The following is a 19,764-nucleotide window of genomic DNA, read 5'->3' as shown; positions in this document are numbered from 1 at the left end:
GTTCAATACCTCAGGTTGAGTACAATATATTCACTACCCGCAATGTATTGAGGATCAATTGCCTAGTTCTGGCCTCTTTGCGTTAACCAATTCACCCTAGCTGTATGGATTATGTTGCGTTACCGGGTGATTCATGTACCATCTCTTGCCTATGAACCAGCATATGTCGGATATTGAGCGGGTCGCACCCGTGCCCCAAGCCTTGCAGAAGGACCCCGCTCCGGCGCTTCTGTTCGAGATGATGCGCTCTTTCGTGACGCTGGCGCATACTTTGAACCTCAGCCATGCGGTCGCCGAATTGGCCAGCACGCGGCAAACGGTACGGCGACATATCCAGCAGTTGGAAGAGGCGATGGGCGCGCCGCTCTTCACGATTGAGAACCGCCGCTATTCCCTGACCAAAGCAGGCGCCGAGGCCCTGCCCGAGGCCCGCGATATTATCGACCGGGGCAAGCTGTGGCTGGATGGCAAGACCCGCCATGCCGACGGTATGCTGCGCCTTTCCCATGAAGAGCCGAACGGCTGGTGTTTTCACCAACAGCAGCAGCCCCTGTCGCTGATCTGGGATGGCGGCTCTGCCATGCTTCAGGCCGTGCTACAGGCGTGGAGCCTGAGCCGGGGTGAGTTGGAGAGCGAGGCCTTTCGCGCCATGCGCCCCTATGTGCTGGTTTACCGCGACTCGCCCAACGGCTGGATCTGTACCGAAGTGGGGGAGAAATCTTTTTACACGCAATGGTGGGGCTGGACCAACGCGCGCAGCAGCATAGGACGGCCGATCAAACTGTTTCCGGGCGGGCCTGAGTTTGAGAATATGCTGAACTACCCCTTTCGGGAGGTTGAGGCGACCTGTGGGGTTCGGTTGGATGAGGTCGTCACCGAAATCCCACGAGAGGAGGGCGGCGCCCCGGTGCCTTTGGCCTATAAACGTCTGCTGATGGCCGGGCGGTATCCGGATAAAAGCTTTGCTCTGATCGCGGCGGTTGATCGGTCGACCTCGGTCAATATCGTCGGAGTCGATGATAGTTTCCTGCGCGAGATGCCTTTGGATGCGAAGGTGACTTTCGCAGGCTAAGGGTTACGGAGCGTGAGATGCGAAAAGGGCCGCCCAGCAGGGGCGGCCCTTTCTTTTTGTCCTTGGCGACAGGCTTAGCTGATCGCCGCGGCTTTCACGTCGTCGTCGATATGGGGCAGGTACTGCTCGAAGTTGTCCGAGAACATCTTGACCAGTTTTGCCGCCTGACGGTCATAGGCTTCCGGGTCGTCCCAAGTGCGGCGCGGGTCGAGCAGAATGTCGGCGACGCCGTTCACCTCGACAGGGACATCGAAGCCGAAGTTCGGGTCTTTGCGGAACTCCGCATCCGCCAGACGCCCTTCGAGGGCGGCACTCAGCAGGGCACGGGTTGCCTTGATCGGCATCCGCGAACCGGTGCCGTAAGCGCCGCCGGTCCAGCCGGTGTTCACGAGCCAGCAGGTGGCGCCGTGCTGGGCGATCTTTTCGCGCAGCAGGTTGCCGTAAACCTCGGGGCGGCGCGGCATGAAGGGGGCGCCGAAACAGGTGGAGAATGTGGGCTCGGGCTCGGTCACGCCACGCTCGGTGCCCGCAACCTTGGACGTGAAGCCCGACAGAAAGTGGTACATTGCCTGCGCCGGGCTGAGCCGCGCGATCGGAGGCAGCACACCGAAGGCATCGCAGGTCAGCATGATGATGTTTTTCGGGTGGCCGCCGACGGCCTTCTCGCTGGCGTTCGAGATGTAGTGCAGCGGGTAGGCGGCACGCATGTTGGCGGTGAGCGAGTCGTCGTCGAAGTCGAGTTCAAAAGTATCGGGATCGAAGACCATGTTCTCGATCACGGTGCCGAATTTGGAAGTCGTCGCGTAGATCTCCGGCTCGGCCTCGGGGTTGAGGTTGATGGTCTTGGCATAGCAGCCGCCTTCGAAGTTGAAGGTGCCGTTGTCGGACCAGCCATGCTCGTCATCGCCGATCAGCGTGCGCTCGGGATCGGCGGAGAGGGTGGTCTTGCCGGTGCCCGAGAGGCCGAAGAAGACGGCGGTGTCGACCGGGTTGCCGTTGGCGTGGTTGGCCGAGCAGTGCATCGGCATGATGCCTTTTTCCGGCAGCAGGTAGTTCAGCAGGGTGAAGACAGATTTCTTGTTCTCGCCCGCGTATTCGGTGCCGCCGATGAGGATCATCTTACGGTCGAAGTTCATCGCGATCACGGTCTCGCTGCGGCAGTCATGCTTGGCCGGATCGGCTTGGAAGCTGGGGCAGTTGATGACGGTGAAATCGGCAGTGAAGTCCTTCAGCGCTTCGGCATCGGGGCGGCGCAGCATGGTGCGGATGAAAAGCCCGTGCCATGCCAGTTCGGTCACCATGCGCACGTTGATCGCATGTTTGGGGTCCGCCCCGCCGACGAGGTCTTGGACGAAGTAGTCCTTGCCCTGCATATGTGCGAGCATGTCTTCGTAAAGCGCGTCGAAGCCCTCGGGCGACATCTCGGCGTTGTTTTCCCACCAGATGCTGTCGGCCACGCTGTCGGTCTTGACCACATGTTTGTCCTTGGGCGAGCGGCCCGTGAACTTGCCGGTGGTCACGAGGAAGGCCCCGCCTTTGCCAAGGCTGCCTTCGCCCCGTTTCAATGCCGCCTCGACCAGCGCAGGCTCGGTCAGGTTGTAATAGACATCGCCAAGCCCGCTGATCTTTTGATCCTCAAGGCTGAACTGCGGGTTTACCCGTCCAAATGTCATATGATGTCTCCTGTGGTAGCGCGTGAGCAGCGCAGAACGTGTCCGAGCGGGCGCAATTGCCCTGGGCGTCGGGGGCCTTGGAAGCCTCTTAACACGGGCGTTTTCAGGTTGAACAGGCAGCTTTGTCACAGTTAGCGCCATCATCTAAAACTTTGTTTCTGAGCGCTTAGATCCCGCCCCAAAGCAGTGGATGCTGCCGGGTCTTCACCTTGGGCGGGGCCCGTCAAAGTGCGGCAATTTAGCCATTCCTAACCAAATTATGACGGAATTGGTGCATCTCAGAGGCACGATTCGCACTTAAGGATTGATTCGATCTGTAATATTGGAGATCACTGACTCCAAAAATAAGAACGAATTGAGCAGCATAAGGAAGCAGGCAATGTCAAAGATCGCATTGGTAGACGATGACAGGAACATCCTGACATCCGTTTCGATGACTCTTGAAGCTGAAGGTTTCGAAGTGGAAACCTATAACGATGGCCAAGCGGCGCTGGACGCCTTCAACAAGAAACTGCCCGATATGGCGGTGCTGGACATCAAGATGCCCCGTATGGACGGCATGGATCTGCTCCAACGTCTGCGCCAGAAAACAGCGATGCCGGTGATCTTCCTGACCTCCAAAGACGATGAGATCGACGAGGTGCTGGGTCTGCGCATGGGGGCTGACGATTACGTCAAAAAGCCCTTCAGCCAGCGCCTGTTGGTCGAGCGTATCCGCGCCCTTCTGCGCCGCCAAGACGCGGTCGAGACCAATGAGGTCGGCGATACCGAAGAGACCAAGGTGATGGAACGCGGCGACCTGCGGATGGACCCGCTGCGCCACGCGGTAAGCTGGAAGGGCAAGGACGTTTCGCTGACCGTGACCGAATTCCTGCTGCTGCAAGCCCTCGCGCAGCGCCCCGGTTTCGTGAAATCGCGCGACCAACTGATGGATGTGGCCTATGATGATCAGGTCTATGTGGATGACCGCACCATCGACAGCCACATCAAGCGCCTGCGCAAGAAGATGCGCAGTGCGGATGATGAATTCTCGGCGATCGAAACGCTTTACGGCATCGGCTATAGATATAACGAAGAGTAAACCCGGCGGTTAACGCGGGTCGAAAGGAAGCTTGTGCGGGACATGGCTGCTGGCAGGGACGGTGATGTTGTATTGGGGGATGATTGGGTCACCCCCGACAGTGCCGCGCCGGATGAAATTCGGGTCAAGCGTGAACGGCGGGGGCTGTTCTCGCTCCGCTCCTCGCCGCTGACGCGCAAGATCATTACCTTTAACCTGATCGCGCTCAGCGTTCTGGTGGCGGGGATCCTCTATCTCAATTCCTCGCGCGACAGTCTGGCGCTGCAACGCGCCGCGGCGCTGGTGTCTGAGACTGAGCTGATCGCCGATGTCATCGAAGCGCAACTGCCCGCGGGCGCGCCGGTGAACCTGACCACCGGCGATGGCGTCGATGTGGCTGCCACGCTCGACGGGCTGGACCTGCGCGGCGGCATCGAAGTCTTTGTCTATGATCCGGCGGAAACCTTGGTCGCCCGCACCGCAGGCAGCCTCACCGTGGCCGAGGCCCTCGCCGCGTCCGAGGCGGGTGAGCGGACCTTGCTGAACGACGGGTTGAACTGGCTTTGGGACCGGGTTTCGGCCCCCTTCAGCACCGATGAGGTCACCGCCACCCCGCCGCTCGAAGAGCAATTGCGCGGCATGGTCGGCACCAGCGTGACCAGCGGAACCCGGCTGGAAGGCACGCTCGCCATCGAAGGCGGCACGCTTTTCAGCGTGGTGACTCCCATCATGCAGGGCGAGTCCCCCGTCGGCGTGGTCGCCGTGGCCAGTGCGGCGGGAGAGATCGACCGCCTTGTGCGCAGCGAACGTGAGCGCGTCTTGCAGATCTTCGTCATCGCGACCCTCGTCTCCATCGGCCTCAGCCTCGTTCTGGCCTCGACCATCGCCAATCCGCTGGCCGACCTCTCTGCCGCCGCCGAATTGGGCCGCGACAAGGACGCGCGCAAGATGAACCCCGGCCGTATCCGCATCCCCGACCTGACCGCGCGCCCCGATGAGATCGGCCGCCTCTCGGGCGCCCTGCGCGGCATGGTCTCGGCGCTTTACAACCGGATCGACGGCAACGAACAATTCGCCGCCGATGTTGCGCATGAGATCAAGAACCCGCTCGCCTCTCTCCGCTCTGCCGTGGGCACGCTGCGGATGGTCAAGCGCGACGACCAGCGCGAGAAACTGCTGGATGTGATCGAACATGACGTACGCCGCCTCGACCGTTTGGTGAGCGACATTTCCAATGCCTCGCGGCTCGATTCCGAACTGGTCAAGGAAGAGGAAGAGCCCTTCGACCTGCTGCAAATGCTGGGCAATCTGGGCCAGTACCTCGGCGAAGATGCGAAATCCAAAGGCATCGATTTCATCACCGATCTCCCCGCTGCGCCGATCACCGTGCATGGGTTGGAAGCCCGTTTGGCGCAGGTCTTCGTGAACCTGATCACCAACGCGATTTCCTTTTGCGAAGACGGCGACGCGATCCGGGTCTGGGCCCGCAAACGTGCCAATCGCGTGTTGATCGTGGTCGAAGATACCGGCCCCGGCATTCCCGAACAGGCGCTTGGCAAGATCTTTAAGCGCTTCTACTCGCAGCGCCCGGAAGAGCATTTCGGAAACAACTCCGGCCTCGGCCTCGCGATCTCGAAACAGATCGTCGAGGCCCATGGCGGCGTGATCTGGGCCGAGAACATCCGCCCGACCGAGGCCGACATTACCTCCGAACCCTTGGGCGCGCGTTTTGTCGTGGGGCTGCCCACCTAGATCCCGGGCGCGGGGCCTGATATGACCGTCGAGCGCGAAAACCTCCACGCCAGCTGCGTGGCGATCAATGGGCGCGGGGTGCTGATCCTTGGCCCGTCCGGCGCGGGCAAATCGGCCCTCGCCCTGCAACTGATCGCTCTCGGTGCCAAGCTGGTGGCCGATGATCGCACCGATATCATGCGCGACGGGGATCAGGTGATCGCCAGCGCCCCCGAGCCGATCCGCGGCCTGATCGAGGCGCGCTATGTCGGCATTCTGCGGGCCGAAGATCACGGCCCCGTGCCGCTGGCCCTTGTCGTCGATCTGGCCCGCACCGAAGACCAGCGCCTTCCCGAAGGGCACAGCCATATGCTACGGGGTGTCACGTTGCCCTGTTTTCACAAATGCGATAGCGCTCATTTTGCGGCAGCAATTCATCTGTATATGTCAGATGTGGAAGAACCGAATTGATCAGTCAGACCTCATCAACAGACCCCGCCCCCCGGCGGTTGGTCCTTGTCACCGGCCCTTCGGGCGCCGGGCGGTCCTCTGCGCTCAACGTGCTTGAAGATGCGGGGTTTGAGGCGATCGACAACCTGCCGCTGCGGCTGCTGCCCGCGCTGCTTGACCGCCCCGGCGATGCGCAATCGGTGGCCTTGGGGATCGACGCCCGCAACCGGGACTTTTCCACCGAAGGCGTGCTGGAGCTGATGGGCCGCCTGACGGCTGAACCGGGGTGGCGCGCGGAACTGCTCTATCTCGACTGCGCCCCCGATGTGCTGCTGCAACGCTTTTCCGAAACCCGCCGCCGCCACCCGCTGGCCCCGGCTGACCGCCCCGTCGACGGGATCGCGCGCGAGCAGGAATTGCTCCACCCGATCCGCGCCCGTGCCGACGTGCTGATCGATACGACAACGCTGAACGTCCACGAGTTGCGCGCCGAGGTCGAGCAATGGTTCGCCCCCGGCGGGCAGCGCCAACTCACGGTCTCGGTACAGAGCTTTTCCTACAAACGGGGCCTTCCGCGCGGCGTTGATGTGGTGCACGACTGCCGCTTTCTGAACAATCCCTATTGGGTGCCCGAATTGCGCAGCAGCGACGGGCGCGACCCTTCCGTCGCGGCCCATGTGGCGGGGGACAAACGCTACGCCGATTTCGCCGACAAGGTGCTTGACCTCAGCCTGCTGCTGCTGCCCGCCTACCGCGAAGAGGGCAAATCCCATATCTCCATCGCCTTCGGCTGCACGGGCGGGCAACACCGCTCTGTCGCCATGGCCGAAGATCACGCTTTGCGCCTTGCAGAGCAGAGCTGGCAGGTGTCAATTAGGCACCGAGAGCTGGACCGTCAGCATCGTGAAGGAAACAAGCCGTGATCGGGATCGTCATCGTCGCACATGGGGGGCTGGCGCAAGAATATCTTGCCGCCATCGAACATGTCGTTGGATCCCAATTCGGCGTGCGCGCCATCGCCATCGAAGCCGACCATGACCGCGCAGACAAAGAACGCGAGATTTGCGGCGCCGCCGATGCGGTGGACCAAGGCGCCGGTGTGGTGGTTGTCACCGATCTTTTTGGCGGTTCCCCCTCGAACCTCAGCCTCTTGGCCTGCCGACCGGAAAACCGCCGGATCATCTACGGCGCGAACCTGCCCATGCTGATCAAACTCGCCAAATCGCGGCATATGGATGTGCCCGATGCCGTGCGTGCCGCGCTCGAAGCTGGTAAGAAGTATATCGACAGCCAGAATGTCAGCGCAGGTTAGAAGGCCCCAGGACGTCATGCCCGAATTTTCTTTAAAGATCGTTAACGAAAAAGGCCTGCACGCGCGCGCCTCCGCCAAATTGGTCGAGGTGGTCGAGGCGTTTGATGCCCGTGCCGAAGTCAGCAAGGATGGCATGTCGGCCTCGGGCGACAGTATCATGGGGCTATTGATGCTCGGCGCGTCGCGCGGCACCACCATCGATGTCCAAACCTCCGGCCCCGATGCCGAGGCCTTGGCCGAAGCTTTAACCGCCCTCGTGGCGGATAAGTTCGGCGAAGGGTTTTAGGCCCGCCAAGCGGGAAAAAGGATCCGCCGACCCCATGGAAGACGTGCAAAACATCGCGGCCGAGCCGGCCCAGACAGCCGACGGCACGGTGACCTTCACCAAATACGACCGCCGCAGCCTGTCCTATGCCTCGACTTTCGATGACCCATGGAAGGCGCGGGTGATCTCCGCGATGGAGCTTTTCACCGGCAAGCTCAAAATCCTGCGGCTGATCCGCAAGTTCGAACAACGCGGCACCCCCTCGGGCCAAGCCTTTTGGCGCGCGGCGCTCGACACGATGGGCATCGACCTCACAACCCCGCAAGAGCAGCTGGACCGCATCCCGAAAGAAGGGCCCGTCGTGGTCGTGGCAAACCACCCCCACGGCATGGTCGACGGTATGATTTTCGCCGATCTCATCGGCCGCGTGCGCCCCGATTACCGTATTCTCACCCGGTCGCTGCTCACCTCCATCGACGAGGTGGCAGGCAGCTACATGATCCCGGTGCCCTTCCCACATGACCCGGATGCGCAGCGCAAAGGCGTGGAAATGCGCGCCAAGGCCATGGCCCACCTCAAAGAAGGCGGCGTCGTGGCGCTCTTCCCCTCCGGCGTCGTCGCGGCTTCGGAAAGCTGGTGGGGCCCGGCGGTCGAAGCGGAATGGAACGTCTTCACCGCCAAGATGATCCGCCGTTCCGGTGCGCAGGTGGTGCCGATGCGCTTCCCGGGCCAGAACAGCCGCGCCTATCAGATTGCCAACAGGCTCAGCCCGATGCTGCGCCAAGGGCTCTTGCTGCATGAAATCGCTCACGCCTGCGACAAACCCCAAGGTCCCATCGTCGGCCATCCACTCGCCCGCGAAGAGATCGACCGCTGGGCCGACGACCCGCGCGGCTTCATGGCCTGGCTGCGCGCCCATACTCTGGCGCTCACCAACTAAACTTCATCCTTTTAAAAATACCCTCGGGGGAATCGCGCCTCGGGCGCGATGGGGGCAGAGCCCCCAACACCCTCGCAACTCAGCGCGTCGGAACGGGCTTTTCGCCCCGGTAATCATAGAACCCGCGCTGCGTCTTGCGGCCCAACCAACCGGCTTCGACATATTTGGTCAGCAGCGGGCAGGGGCGATATTTCGTATCCGCCAACCCGTCATGCAGAACGTTCATAATGGCAAGGCAGGTGTCCAGGCCAATAAAGTCCGCAAGCTCCAGCGGCCCCATCGGATGGTTCGCCCCCAGCTTCATCGAACTGTCGATCGACTCGACGTTGCCGACCCCTTCGTAAAGCGTATAGACCGCCTCGTTGATCATTGGCATCAGGATGCGGTTCACGATGAAGGCGGGAAAATCCTCGGCCGAGGCGGCGGTCTTGCCCAAACGGTCCACCACGGCTTTGCAAGCGTCATAGGTCTCGCTGTCCGTGGCGATGCCGCGGATCAATTCGACCAGCTGCATCACCGGCACAGGGTTCATGAAGTGAAAGCCCATGAATTTCTCGGGCCGGTCTGTGCGGCTGGCAAGGCGGGTGATCGAGATCGAGGAAGTGTTCGAGGTCAGGATCGTCGTCGGTTTCAAATGCGGGATCAGGTCTTCAAAGATCGCCTGTTTCACCGTTTCGCGCTCGGTCGCGGCTTCGATCACCAGATCGCTTTGGCCCAGATCGCTCAGCGTCTGCGTTGTGGTGATCCGCGCCATGGCGGCGTCCCGGTCGGCGGCGGTGATCTTCTCGCGGCTGACTTGGCGGTCCATATTGCCGGTCACGGTTTTCATCGCTTTGGCCAGCGCATCGGCGCTGACATCGTTCAGCAGCACGTCGTAGCCTGCCAGCGCCATGACATGGGCGATCCCATTGCCCATTTGCCCCGCTCCCACGATACCGATTGTCTGGATGTCCATGGCCTGTCCTTTGCTTGAGTTCGGCGCACAATAGGGCGCGTGGCGGGGGTGCCGCAAGGGCAGCTGTTTACGAAATCTCACGACAAATTCGCCCGTTAACAGAATCGCAGCCCCTGCTGTGCAATCTGGCTTTGGGTGAACAAAAAGGTGGGTTCGATGACCTATGATGCAGTGGGGCCAGCGCCTCTGGACTATTTGCCATGCCGCTACGGCACGTCGAAGCTGATGTTTCGCGGCCCGCGCCGCAGGTTGGAGGCGCCCTATATCGCCTTTCTCGGCGGGACGGAGACTTATGGAAAATTCATTGAAGAGCCGTTTCCCGCGCGGGTCGAGGCCGAGATCAGCAAGACCTGCGTGAACTTCGGCTTTCCCAATGCGGGGATCGACGCCTTTGCCCATGACCCTTTCGTTGCACAGGCCGCCTCGCAGGCAGATGTGACGGTGGTTCAGGTCATGGGGGCGCAGAACATGACCAACCGTTTCTATTCCGTGCACCGGCGTCGGAACGACCGTTTCGTCGGGGCCTCCGCGCTGTTGCAGACGATCTACCGCGAAGTCGATTTCTCGCAGTTCCACTTCAACCGGCACATGCTGACGCACCTCATGCAGGTCTCGCCCGAACGGTTCGAAGCGGTGCGCGCGGAGCTTCAGCAGGCGTGGATGGCACGCATGCGCTTGATGTTGGGGCAGATACAGGGGCGCACGCTGCTGCTTTGGCTGGCTGACCGCCCGCCGGTCGCAACAGCAGCGCAGCCGCTGGGAGAGCTGGGCCATGATCCGCTGTTCGTGACACGAGAAATGTTGGACGCGGTGGCCCAGCACGCCACGGCCAAGATCGAGGTCGTCACTCCAAAAGACCCCTCAGGGGCACCGACTGCTGGCATGGTGGTCAGTGAATTCGAGGCGCAGGCCGCGTCGGAAATGCTGGGCCCGATGGCCCATGCCTCTGCCGCCGCCGCTTTGACCGATGCGCTGCAAAGCATGTCCTGACGCTCCCGGTAGGGGCACGCACGAAAAAGGCCCGCCGAGAGCGGCGGGCCTTTGGTGTCTCATATGAGAAGCCTTACAGCTTTTCAATCAGTTCCGGCACCGCGTCGAAGAGGTCTGCCACAAGGCCGTAGTCGGCAACTTGGAAGATCGGCGATTCTTCGTCTTTGTTGATCGCGACGATGATCTTGGAGTCTTTCATCCCGGCAAGGTGCTGGATCGCACCCGAGATGCCAACCGCGACATAGAGGTCAGGGGCGACAACTTTGCCAGTCTGGCCAACTTGCCAGTCGTTCGGAGCGTAGCCCGAATCCACCGCCGCGCGGGACGCGCCAACGGCGGCGCCCAGTTTGTCGGCCAGTTTCTCGATCAGGGCGAAGTCCTCTTCGGAGCCGACACCACGGCCACCGGAAACCACCACGCCCGCGCTTGTCAGCTCGGGGCGGTCCGATTCGGCGACCTTGTCTTCGACCCATGTGGACAGGCCGGGGTTCTCGGCTGCCGAAATGGTCTCGACCGAGGCGGACCCGCCGTCACCGGCAGCATCGAAGGTCGATGTGCGGAAGGTGATGACTTTCTTGGCGTCGTTGGACTTCACGGTCTGCACCGCGTTGCCCGCGTAGATCGGGCGCTCAAAGGTGTCGGCATCGACAACGCCGGAAGCGTCCGAGATCACCATGACGTCGAGCAGGGCCGCGACGCGGGGCATGATGTTCTTGGCATCCGTGGTCGCAGGCGCGACGATGTGGTCGTAGTCACCGGCCAGGCTGACGATCAGCGCCGCGGTGGCTTCGGCCAGACGGTGGCCCAGCATCTCGTCCTCGGCGACCAGCACCTTGGAGACGCCATCGATCTTGGCCGCCGCTTCGCCAGCCGCCGCAGCAGAGCTGCCCGCCGCCAGAATGGTCACGTCGCCCAGTTGCTTGGCCGCGGTCACCGCCTTGGCGGTTGCGTCCATCGACAGTTCGCCGTCGGAAATCTCTGCAATCAGAAGAACAGCCATTACACAGCCCCCGCTTCTTTGAGTTTCGCCACAAGCTCGTCGACCGAGCCGACCTTGATGCCAGCGGCGCGTTCCGCGGGCTCTTCGGTCTTCACGATTTCCAAGCGGTTGGAGACGTCGACGCCGTAGTCCTCGGCGGTCTTCTCATCCAGCGGCTTTTTCTTGGCCTTCATGATGTTGGGCAGCGAGGCGTAGCGCGGCTCGTTCAGGCGCAGGTCCACGGTGACCACGGTCGGCATGGTAACTTCGATGGTCTGCAGGCCGCCATCGACTTCGCGGGTGACTTTCGCCTTGTCGCCTTCGATGGCGATGTCGGAAGCAAAGGTGGCCTGCGACCAGCCCATCAGCGCCGAGAGCATTTGCCCGGTGGCGTTCATGTCGTTGTCGATCGCCTGCTTGCCGCAGAGCACGAGGCTCGGCTGCTCTTCGTCGACCACGGCTTTAAGGATCTTGGCCACGGCCAGCGGTTCAATGTCCTTGTGCACATCGTCCGAGGCCACCACGAGGATCGCGCGGTCGGCACCCATGGCGAGGGCGGTGCGCAGCGTTTCCTGCGCTTGCTTCACACCGATGGAGACGGCGACGACCTCTTCAGCCTGACCGGCTTCCTTCAGACGAATCGCCTGTTCGACGGCGATTTCGTCGAAGGGGTTCATCGACATTTTCACATTGGCAAGATCAACACCCGATCCGTCCGCTTTGACACGAACTTTCACGTTATAGTCGATCACGCGTTTGACAGGCACCAGTACCTTCATGAGCGGTCTCTCTCCTCAGTTTGCGACGCGGGCTGGTGGCCCGGTCTCCCTAATTCTCCAGACGGGTGTAACGAAGCGGATCGGATCAAAACAGGCCAAAATCGGCAGGTTGGCAGTTTTGAACGCGGCGTTTTCCCGGTTTTTCGTCTGTTAGCGCTATTTTACGCCCGGTTCGCCCCCGGCACCCAAAGCACGTCTTCCTTGCCTGCGTTATTGGCCATCCGCGCGGCGACGAAGAACCAATCGCTCAGCCGGTTCAGATAGGTCACGCAGGCGGGGTTCACCGCCGTTTGCTCAGCCAGCAGCACCGCCAGCCGCTCGGCGCGGCGCGCCACGGTGCGGCAGACATGCAGATGCGCGGCCAGCGCGCGCCCGCCGGGCAGGATGAAGCTGCGCAGCGGCTCCAACTCGGAATTCATCACGTCGATCTCACGCTCCAGCCGGTCGACCTGTTCTTGAGTGACCCGCAGGGGCGGGTATTCCGCATCCTTATCGGCTTCCATATCGGGGCGGCAAAGGTCGGCGCCCAGATCGAAAAGATCGTTTTGAATGCGCGCGAGCGCTTCATCCGTGGCGCCCTTAGCCTCAAGCCGGGCCACCCCCACGAAGCAGTTCAACTCATCCGAGGTGCCATAGGCCTCGACCCGCGCGTCATGTTTGGCGACACGGTCGCCATTGCCAAGGGCGGTGGTGCCCTTGTCCCCGGTGCGGGTGTAAATCTTGTTCAGTACAACCATCAGATCGTGCCCCCTCGGAAATAGACATAGGCAAGGATCAGCAGCACGGCGATGAACTGCGCGATGATCCGCCAGCGCATCAGCTTGTTGGCGTTGCGTTTGTTAAATTTGCCCCCGGTGGCAAAGCCGCCCAGCCCCATCAGGAGCACAACGGCGACCGCCACGACAGAGATCAGGACGATCACGAAAAACGGATCATTTGGCATGGGCTGTCCTTTCGTTGGCCTGAGATGTAGCGGCACCGTGCAGCCGCGCAACCAAAATCAGCGGCTGGTGACCCAGTCCAACGCGCGCGTCGGCAGGATACGCCGTAAAACACCGCCGATATGCGTTGGGGTTGTGACGAAATAGCGCGGGCGGGGTCGGGGGGATTCGACGGCGTGGACCAGCTTCTCGACCACCGCCTCGGGCGGGAGTTCGAAGCGGTCCTTCTTGCCGCTGTCGTCATAAAGCCGGGGGCGCATGGTGCTTTCATACGCCGCCGCGCGGGGGCTGTTTTGCCAGTCGATCCAGCGCTCGAAACGCGGGATGGCCTTGGTCCGCAGTTTCGAGGTGACGGGGCCGGGTTCGATCAGGATCACCGCGACCCCGGTGCCGCGCATCTCAAGCCGTAGGGTGTCGGTCAGCCCTTCAAGGGCGAATTTCGTGGAGTTATACGCCCCGCGCCACGGCATCGCCACCATGCCAAGCACCGAGGAACATTGCACGATCCGCCCATGCCCCTGCTTGCGCATCACCGGGATCACCGCGCGGGTCAGGCTGTGCCAGCCAAAGAAATTCGCCTCGAATATCTCGCGCAGGGCATCGGTGGGCAGGTCTTCGACCAACCCGGGCGTGGCGTGGGCACCGTTGTTGAACAGCGCGTCGAGCGTGCCGCCGGTTTGGTCCAGCACATGGGCAAGCGCCGCTTGGATGCTGGCCTCATCGGTGTAATCGAGGCGGGGCGCGCCGAAGCCTTCGGCTTGCAACCGGTCGCAATCCGCTTGTTGGCGGCAGGCAGCGAAAACGCGCCAGCCACGGGCGCGCATACCCTGCGCGGCGGCATAACCGATGCCGCTGGAACAGCCGGTGATGAGGATGGAGCGGGTCGCAGACATGCAAAGGGCCCTTCGTTCGAAAGGCCCTTCATCGCGCGATGCTATGGGATTGGCAAGTTAGCCGTTGTTGAGCAGGAAGTCGGCCATCCAGCCGGATTCGCTGCCGTCGACGCTGCGGAAACGCACCCAGCCTGCGCCATTGTCTTCGATCACTTCGACAGCATCGCCTTTGCCGAGCTTACCGACCACGCCGAAGTTGGTGCCCGGACCGCCGCGTACATTGACGCGGGTGCCGTTGACTTCGCGGATGTCGGCCTGGGTCGTGCTGACAAAGGTCGCGCCACTGTCAGCGCCGTCGATCAGGCTCGGGATGACAGCGGGCGCATTGGCGCTTGTCGTCGTGTAAGCGGCCTTTTCCACTTTGGGGGTGCTGACGGCCTTGGCCTTCACCACTTTCGCCCCGGCGCGGTTCGCGGGGGTGGCCACGGCTTTTTGCACCATCCCGTCATTGGCCAGCGGCAGGTCGCTCAGCGTCGTAAGGTTCAGCGCCACGCGGGTCGCTGTGGTATCACGCGCAGGGGTCCGTTCGGCGAAGGGGGTGATCGGGCTTTCCGCCTTGCGGGCCGCGTTCGCGGCAGTGGCAGTGACATGGTTGGAAGAGGGGGTGGCGCTGGCGATCAGGGCCGCCTCAGCCGCTTCGGCACTGGCCGTTTGCGAGCCTGCCGGCACGAAGTCGGCACCGCCGCTCATCTCGTAGAATGCCCAGCCCATGAAACCAAATGTCAAAAAGATGAACCGTTTCATTTTTGCTGTTCCTCGTCCCGTGTCAAACCATGTTGCTGTTGAGAGACCAACGCGAAACTTCGCGAATGGTTCATTTCCGATTGGCAAGAATTCGCATAGCCGGAAAGTATTGCTTTTTTCTCACTTGAAACCGTGCAAGCGGCCATTTTCCCGAGTCGGTTGTGGGTAATCTGTCGCTTGCCCGCTCTGGCGTGCTTGGCTAAAAGACCCGTCATGTCAGACACAAGCACACCCCCAGAACTCGACCCGAATGACCTGTCCGAGCCGCTGCGCCGCGCCTTGGGGGATCGTTACCTGACCTATGCGCTGAGCACGATCATGCACCGGGCGCTGCCCGATGCGCGCGACGGGCTGAAGCCGGTGCACCGGCGCATCCTCTACGCGATGCGCGAGTTGCGGCTGTCGTCCACCGGGGGCTTCCGCAAATCGGCGAAGATTTCGGGCGACGTGATGGGTAACTATCACCCGCATGGCGATGCCGCGATCTACGACGCGATGGCGCGTCTGGCGCAGGATTTCAACGTGCGCTACCCGCTGGTCGACGGGCAGGGCAACTTTGGCAACATCGACGGCGATAACCCTGCGGCCTCGCGCTATACCGAAGCGCGGATGACAGCCGTGGCCGAGGCGATGCTCGAAGGGCTGAACGAGAATGCCGTCGATTTCCGCGAAAACTACGATGGCACGCTGACCGAGCCTGCTGTGCTGCCCGCGCAGTTCCCGAACCTTTTGGCCAATGGCTCCTCAGGCATCGCCGTGGGCATGGCCACGAACATCCCGCCGCATAACATCGCCGAGTTGTGCGACGCCTGTATCCACTTGATCAAGACGCCGGACGCGCGCGACGACACACTCTTGAACTACGTCCCCGGCCCGGATTTCCCCACCGGCGGCATCATCGTCGAGCCGCCCGAAAACATCGCCAATGCCTATCGCACAGGTCGCGGCTCCTTCCGGCTTCGCTGCCGTTGGGAGGTCGAGGATCTGGGCCGTGGCGCGTGGCAGATCGTCGTCACCGAGATTCCCTATCAGGTTCAGAAATCCAAGCTGATCGAAAAGATCGCCGAACTGATCCAGACCAAGAAGATCCCGATTCTTGCCGATGTCCGCGACGAATCCGCCGAAGACATCCGCATGATCATTGAGCCGCGCTCGAAGAACGTCGATCCGAACGTGCTGATGGGCATGCTGTTCCGCAACTCCGATCTGGAGGTGCGATTCTCGCTCAACATGAACGTGCTGATCGACGGGCAGACGCCCAAGGTCTGCTCGCTCAAGGAAGTGCTGCGCGCGTTCCTCGACCACCGTCGTGAGGTGCTGCAACGCCGTTCTCGGCACCGGATGGACAAGATCGACCACCGGCTTGAGGTGTTGCAGGGCCTGATCACGGCGTTTTTGAACCTCGACCGGGTGATCGAGATCATCCGCTACGACGAAGACCCCAAGGCCGCGTTGATGTACGAGGATTGGAGCCGCGCGCATCAGGATACGCTGAGCCGCGCGATGGACGAATCCGCCTATGTCTCGCCCTTGGCGGGGGTCGATGTGTCGAAACTGGCGGTCATCGCGGATGCCGAGGCCGAAGCCACCGGCGTGCTGGCTGAAAGTGGTGAGACCCGCGCGATCCCGCACAGCTACGCGGGCCGCGAGAACGGGCTCTCGGACGTGCAGGCCGAGGCGATTCTCAACATGCGGCTGCGGTCCTTGCGGCGTCTGGAAGAAGACGCGCTGGTCGCCGAGCGTGACGCGCTGATGACCGAGCGTGCGGGGCTCGAAGACCTGCTGGAAAGCGAGGACTTGCAATGGTCCACCATCGCCGAGCAGTTGCGCGCGACGAAAAAGCAGTTCGGCAAGGATTGGGTGATCGACGGCGTGAAGCGCGGCCAGCGTCTGACCGAGTTCGACACCGCCGGAGAGGTCGAAGACGTGCCGATCGAGGCGATGATCGACCGCGAGCCGATCACCGTGGTCTGCAGCCAGATGGGCTGGATCCGCGCCATGACCGGCCATATCGATCTGAACCGCGAATTGAAGTTTAAGGACGGCGACGGCCCGCGCTTTATCTTCCATGCCGAGACGACGGACCGGCTGCTGGTCTTCGGCTCGAACGGGCGGTTCTACACCGTCTCCGCCGCCAATCTGCCCGGCGGGCGCGGCATGGGCGAGCCTTTGCGTCTGATGGTTGATCTGCCCAACGAAGTGCAGATCGTGTCACTCTTTATCCACCAGCCGGGGCGCAAGCTGTTGGTTGCCTCGACGGCAGGCGATGGTTTCGTGGTGCCCGAGGATGACGTCGTGGCCCAGACCCGCAGCGGCAAACAGGTGCTCAACGTGCGTGGCGAAGGCGTCTCGGCGCTGGTCTGTCATCCGGTGTCGGGCGATAGCGTTGCCACCGTGGGCGAGAACCGCAAGGTGCTGGTCTTTGGCCTTGATGAGCTGCCCGAGATGGGCCGGGGCAAGGGCGTGCGGCTGCAGAAGTTCAAGGACGGCGGCCTGTCGGATGCCATCACCTTCACGCGCGAGGCGGGTCTCACTTGGCAGGACCCGGCGGGCCGCACGCGGACCGAGGCCGATCTGGCGGAATGGACCGGCAAGCGCGCAAGCTCGGGCCGCATGGCCCCCCGCGGCTTCCCGCGCGACAACAAGTTCACGTGAAACACCCGCGCCCCTCGGGGCGCGGTCAGTCCAGCGGCTCGGCGGTCATCCAGACGCCGCCCTCGGGGCGCAGGGTCAGGATCATCACCGGCTCAGGATCCTTGCCCGGCACCGGCGTGAACTTGAACCGCCCCAGCAGCGTTGCAAGGATGATCACCGCCTCCTGCAGAGCAAAGCTCGCACCGATGCAGATGCGGGGACCGTCCCCAAAGGGCAGATAGGCGTAGCGGTCGATCGCCTTGCGATCGGCAAAGCGTTCGGGGCGGAAGGCATTCGGATCGTCCCAAAGCAATTCGTTCCGGCCAAGCGCGTAGATCGGGATCATCACCGTGTCGCCGGGGCGGATTTCGCGGTCGCAAAGCGTGTCGTGCTTTTGCGCCGTGCGGGAAATGATCCCGGCAGCGGGGTAAAGGCGCAGCGCCTCGTCTATGATCATCCGCACCAAGGGCAATTGGTCCACATCCTCGCCGGTGCAGGCGCGGCCCTGAAGCACCTCGCGCACTTCGGCGCGGGCGCGTTCCTGCATCTCGGGGTCGAAGCCCATCAAGTACATCGACCACGCCAGCGTCAGCGCCGTGGTCTCATGGCCCGCGACGATGAAGGTCAGCAGGTTGTCGCGCAGCTCGCCGGTGTTCATCTGGCGTTTGGTCTTGGGGTCTTCGCCGTCCAAAAGCAGGTCCAGCAGGTCGGGCGTACCGTCATGGCCGCGCGCAACCCGCGCCTCGATCGCCTGATCTGCCATGGCCTTCATCTGCTTCAGCGCCTGACCGGACATCATCCGCCCCGGGCGCGGCAGCCAGTCGGGCAAGCCGAGGATGTCGAAAAGGCTGATCTTGCCAGCCTGGGCGATATAGTCGTCGATGGCGCCATGCACCTTGTCGCGGTCGAAGGTGCCGTCGCCCGAGAAAGTCACGTCGCCGATCACTTCGAAGGTCGTCGTCACCATCTCGTCGAGCATGTTGACCGCGCGCGGCCCGGCTTCGGCGATGCGCTCGGCCGAGCGGGCGGCGGCGGCGCTCATGACGGGGGCGAGGTTGCGCACGTTGCGCTGCGAAAAGACGGGGGCGGCGGCGCGGCGCTGCCAGCGCCAATGCGCGCCCTCGGCGATGAAAAGCGACTCGCCGATGGCCGGGCGCAGCAGGTTCTTGGTGACGTCGGACTTGGGGTAATCCTCCAGCCGGTTAAGGAGGATTTGCCGGATCGCGCCGGGGTCCATCACCATATGCCAGCGCTTGCCGGTCTTGCCCGAGACCATGGGCTGTGTCGTGGCAATCTTGGGAATGATTCTCAGCACGTTGCGCCGCGCCATCTGCAGGCTGCCGAGCATGCCGACAGGCTCGGTAACGAGCGGCACGCGAACGGGCAGGGGGCGGGCTTGGGTCATCTTGCTGTCCTCACTCTGTGTCCAAGATAGACCGGCCCGGGGGCTGCGCAACTGCGGCAAATGATTGCGCCCCTTGGGCCCATCGGCTACCCCTTTTCGAAACCTTAACACCCCTGAGGGATCGCCCATGCTGAGAGTTCTTGCCCTGTTGACCTTCGTCGCGACGCTGGCCGCCTGCAACGGGGCATCCGACCTCGACAAGGCGCCGACCCCGCTGGGGGATTTCAATCTGCACCACAATATCGTGGTGGCCCCCAAGGCGCAGAAGGGGCCGCTCAGCCGCGAGGTGAGCAAGGAAGAACTGGCCGAGGCCGTGCGCGCCGCCACCGCCGAACGCTTTGATCGCTACGAGGGCGAGCGGCTCTATCACTTCGGCATCAGCGTCGAGGGCTACGTGCTGGCCCAGCCGGGCATCCCGCTGGTCTTTGCCCCCAAATCGATCCTGATCCTCAACCTGACGGTCTGGGATGACGCCAAGAACAAGAAGCTGAACCCCGAACCGCATCAGATCACTGTCTTCGAATCCCTCGATCAGGGGCCGGTGGTGGGCTCGGGCTATACCAAATCCGCCGAAGAGCAGCTGAAGAACCTCAGCCAGAACGCGGCCAAGGCGATTGAGACCTATCTGGTTAAGCAAAACCGCGAAGAGGGGTGGTTCAACGGCGGCACAGCCCTGTCCCCCGCCGGGGAGCCCGAGGATAAATAGGCCATAGCCGGGGCGCGCCCGACCGATGCGGCAGGCCCACGGTGGGCTTTAAGTGGCGCCAAGACGCAAGTCTCGCTTGATTTTACCGCTCGAACCCAATACATCGCCCGCCAGATAGGGTTCGGGTCCCCGTTGGGGCCCCTCAATTAAAAGGGCGCCACCATGGCAAAGGCAAAGTTTGAACGCACCAAACCGCACGTCAACATCGGCACGATCGGCCACGTTGACCACGGTA

The 19,764-nt window shown here is 62.4% G+C and carries 21 protein-coding genes; 11 read left to right on the top strand and 10 right to left on the bottom strand.

Annotated elements, in window-relative coordinates:
* Positions 1-163 precede the first annotated feature (163 nt).
* Positions 164-1,072 carry a LysR family transcriptional regulator gene (locus tag ACGYLA_RS00105; RefSeq protein ID WP_394429355.1) on the top strand — a complete coding sequence of 303 codons (909 nt, stop codon included), beginning with the start codon at positions 164-166 and terminating at the stop codon, positions 1,070-1,072.
* A 74-nt stretch (positions 1,073-1,146) separates the two neighbouring features.
* On the opposite strand, the gene ACGYLA_RS00100 is transcribed toward ACGYLA_RS00105, so the two are convergent.
* Complete coding sequence (locus ACGYLA_RS00100) at positions 1,147-2,745, bottom strand: phosphoenolpyruvate carboxykinase (RefSeq protein ID WP_276153369.1); 1,599 nt, start codon at positions 2,743-2,745, stop codon at positions 1,147-1,149.
* A 379-nt stretch (positions 2,746-3,124) separates the two neighbouring features.
* Between ACGYLA_RS00100 and ACGYLA_RS00095 the strand changes: the two genes are divergently transcribed.
* Genes ACGYLA_RS00095 through ACGYLA_RS00065 form a run of 7 tightly spaced genes read left to right on the top strand, consistent with a single transcriptional unit; the run spans position 3,125 to position 8,503 of the window.
* Positions 3,125-3,826: a response regulator transcription factor gene (locus tag ACGYLA_RS00095; RefSeq protein ID WP_067260621.1), complete on the top strand. Its 702-nt coding sequence runs from the start codon at positions 3,125-3,127 to the stop codon at positions 3,824-3,826.
* Positions 3,827-3,868: 42 nt separating this feature from the next.
* Positions 3,869-5,557, top strand: coding sequence for a sensor N-terminal transmembrane domain-containing protein (locus ACGYLA_RS00090; RefSeq protein ID WP_394420931.1), 1,689 nt, complete (start codon positions 3,869-3,871; stop codon positions 5,555-5,557).
* 21 nt (positions 5,558-5,578) lie between these two features.
* A complete protein-coding gene (locus ACGYLA_RS00085; RefSeq protein ID WP_394429353.1) occupies positions 5,579-6,007 on the top strand; it encodes an HPr kinase/phosphorylase in 429 nt (142 codons plus the stop codon).
* Positions 6,004-6,909 carry an RNase adapter RapZ gene (rapZ, locus tag ACGYLA_RS00080; protein ID WP_394429351.1) on the top strand — a complete coding sequence of 302 codons (906 nt, stop codon included), beginning with the start codon at positions 6,004-6,006 and terminating at the stop codon, positions 6,907-6,909. Before ACGYLA_RS00085 ends, rapZ begins: the two co-directional genes overlap by 4 nt.
* Positions 6,906-7,298 carry a PTS sugar transporter subunit IIA gene (locus ACGYLA_RS00075; protein WP_067260606.1) on the top strand — a complete coding sequence of 131 codons (393 nt, stop codon included), beginning with the start codon at positions 6,906-6,908 and terminating at the stop codon, positions 7,296-7,298. The genes rapZ and ACGYLA_RS00075 overlap by 4 nt, the downstream gene beginning before the upstream one ends.
* A 16-nt stretch (positions 7,299-7,314) precedes the next feature.
* Positions 7,315-7,584, top strand: a complete 270-nt coding sequence (locus ACGYLA_RS00070; protein ID WP_067260603.1) for an HPr family phosphocarrier protein — start codon at positions 7,315-7,317, stop codon at positions 7,582-7,584.
* Between the two features lie 34 nt (positions 7,585-7,618).
* Positions 7,619-8,503 (top strand): lysophospholipid acyltransferase family protein, encoded by an 885-nt coding sequence (locus ACGYLA_RS00065; protein ID WP_394429349.1) that lies wholly within the window; start codon positions 7,619-7,621, stop codon positions 8,501-8,503.
* 79 nt (positions 8,504-8,582) lie between these two features.
* Here ACGYLA_RS00065 and ACGYLA_RS00060 read toward each other — a convergent pair whose 3' ends face one another.
* Positions 8,583-9,458, bottom strand: coding sequence for a 3-hydroxybutyryl-CoA dehydrogenase (locus ACGYLA_RS00060; RefSeq protein ID WP_168612495.1), 876 nt, complete (start codon positions 9,456-9,458; stop codon positions 8,583-8,585).
* 156 nt (positions 9,459-9,614) lie between these two features.
* Between ACGYLA_RS00060 and ACGYLA_RS00055 the strand changes: the two genes are divergently transcribed.
* A complete protein-coding gene (locus ACGYLA_RS00055) occupies positions 9,615-10,448 on the top strand; it encodes a DUF6473 family protein (RefSeq protein WP_394429347.1) in 834 nt (277 codons plus the stop codon).
* A 73-nt stretch (positions 10,449-10,521) separates the two neighbouring features.
* Here the strand turns inward: ACGYLA_RS00055 and ACGYLA_RS00050 are convergent, their stop codons facing one another.
* From ACGYLA_RS00050 to ACGYLA_RS00025, 6 genes are all read right to left on the bottom strand, one after another.
* The gene (locus tag ACGYLA_RS00050) at positions 10,522-11,448 is read right to left on the bottom strand and encodes an electron transfer flavoprotein subunit alpha/FixB family protein (protein ID WP_067260593.1); all 927 of its coding nucleotides are present in this window, start codon (positions 11,446-11,448) and stop codon (positions 10,522-10,524) included.
* Positions 11,448-12,206: an electron transfer flavoprotein subunit beta/FixA family protein gene (locus tag ACGYLA_RS00045; protein ID WP_209216512.1), complete on the bottom strand. Its 759-nt coding sequence runs from the start codon at positions 12,204-12,206 to the stop codon at positions 11,448-11,450. Before ACGYLA_RS00045 ends, ACGYLA_RS00050 begins: the two co-directional genes overlap by 1 nt.
* A gap of 161 nt (positions 12,207-12,367) precedes the next feature.
* Positions 12,368-12,943 carry a cob(I)yrinic acid a,c-diamide adenosyltransferase gene (locus tag ACGYLA_RS00040; protein WP_067260588.1) on the bottom strand — a complete coding sequence of 192 codons (576 nt, stop codon included), beginning with the start codon at positions 12,941-12,943 and terminating at the stop codon, positions 12,368-12,370.
* Entirely contained in the window at positions 12,943-13,149 is a 207-nt protein-coding gene (locus ACGYLA_RS00035; protein ID WP_067260586.1) for a twin transmembrane helix small protein, read from the bottom strand. The genes ACGYLA_RS00040 and ACGYLA_RS00035 overlap by 1 nt, the downstream gene beginning before the upstream one ends.
* A 57-nt stretch (positions 13,150-13,206) precedes the next feature.
* Positions 13,207-14,040, bottom strand: coding sequence for an SDR family oxidoreductase (locus ACGYLA_RS00030; RefSeq protein ID WP_394429345.1), 834 nt, complete (start codon positions 14,038-14,040; stop codon positions 13,207-13,209).
* Between the two features lie 57 nt (positions 14,041-14,097).
* Positions 14,098-14,784, bottom strand: a complete 687-nt coding sequence (locus ACGYLA_RS00025; protein WP_394429343.1) for an SH3 domain-containing protein — start codon at positions 14,782-14,784, stop codon at positions 14,098-14,100.
* Between the two features lie 213 nt (positions 14,785-14,997).
* On the opposite strand from ACGYLA_RS00025, the gene ACGYLA_RS00020 reads away from it, so the two are divergent.
* Positions 14,998-17,439, top strand: a complete 2,442-nt coding sequence (locus ACGYLA_RS00020; protein ID WP_394429341.1) for a DNA topoisomerase IV subunit A — start codon at positions 14,998-15,000, stop codon at positions 17,437-17,439.
* A 25-nt stretch (positions 17,440-17,464) separates the two neighbouring features.
* Here the strand turns inward: ACGYLA_RS00020 and ACGYLA_RS00015 are convergent, their stop codons facing one another.
* Positions 17,465-18,823, bottom strand: coding sequence for a cytochrome P450 (locus ACGYLA_RS00015; RefSeq protein WP_394429339.1), 1,359 nt, complete (start codon positions 18,821-18,823; stop codon positions 17,465-17,467).
* A gap of 127 nt (positions 18,824-18,950) precedes the next feature.
* Here ACGYLA_RS00015 and ACGYLA_RS00010 point away from each other — a divergent pair, with 127 nt between their 5' ends.
* Positions 18,951-19,529, top strand: a complete 579-nt coding sequence (locus ACGYLA_RS00010) for a hypothetical protein (protein ID WP_067260571.1) — start codon at positions 18,951-18,953, stop codon at positions 19,527-19,529.
* Between the two features lie 48 nt (positions 19,530-19,577).
* Here the strand turns inward: ACGYLA_RS00010 and ACGYLA_RS00005 are convergent.
* Positions 19,578-19,764, bottom strand: a 187-nt coding sequence (locus tag ACGYLA_RS00005; protein ID WP_394374281.1) for a hypothetical protein, incomplete at its 5' end; no start/stop codon positions are given.

Source organism: Sulfitobacter sp. 1A13679 (genome assembly GCF_043557115.1).
Classification (GTDB): domain Bacteria; phylum Pseudomonadota; class Alphaproteobacteria; order Rhodobacterales; family Rhodobacteraceae; genus Sulfitobacter; species Sulfitobacter faviae.
Note: the sequence above shows the minus strand (reverse complement) of the source record. Positions and strands in the feature narration are given on the sequence as shown.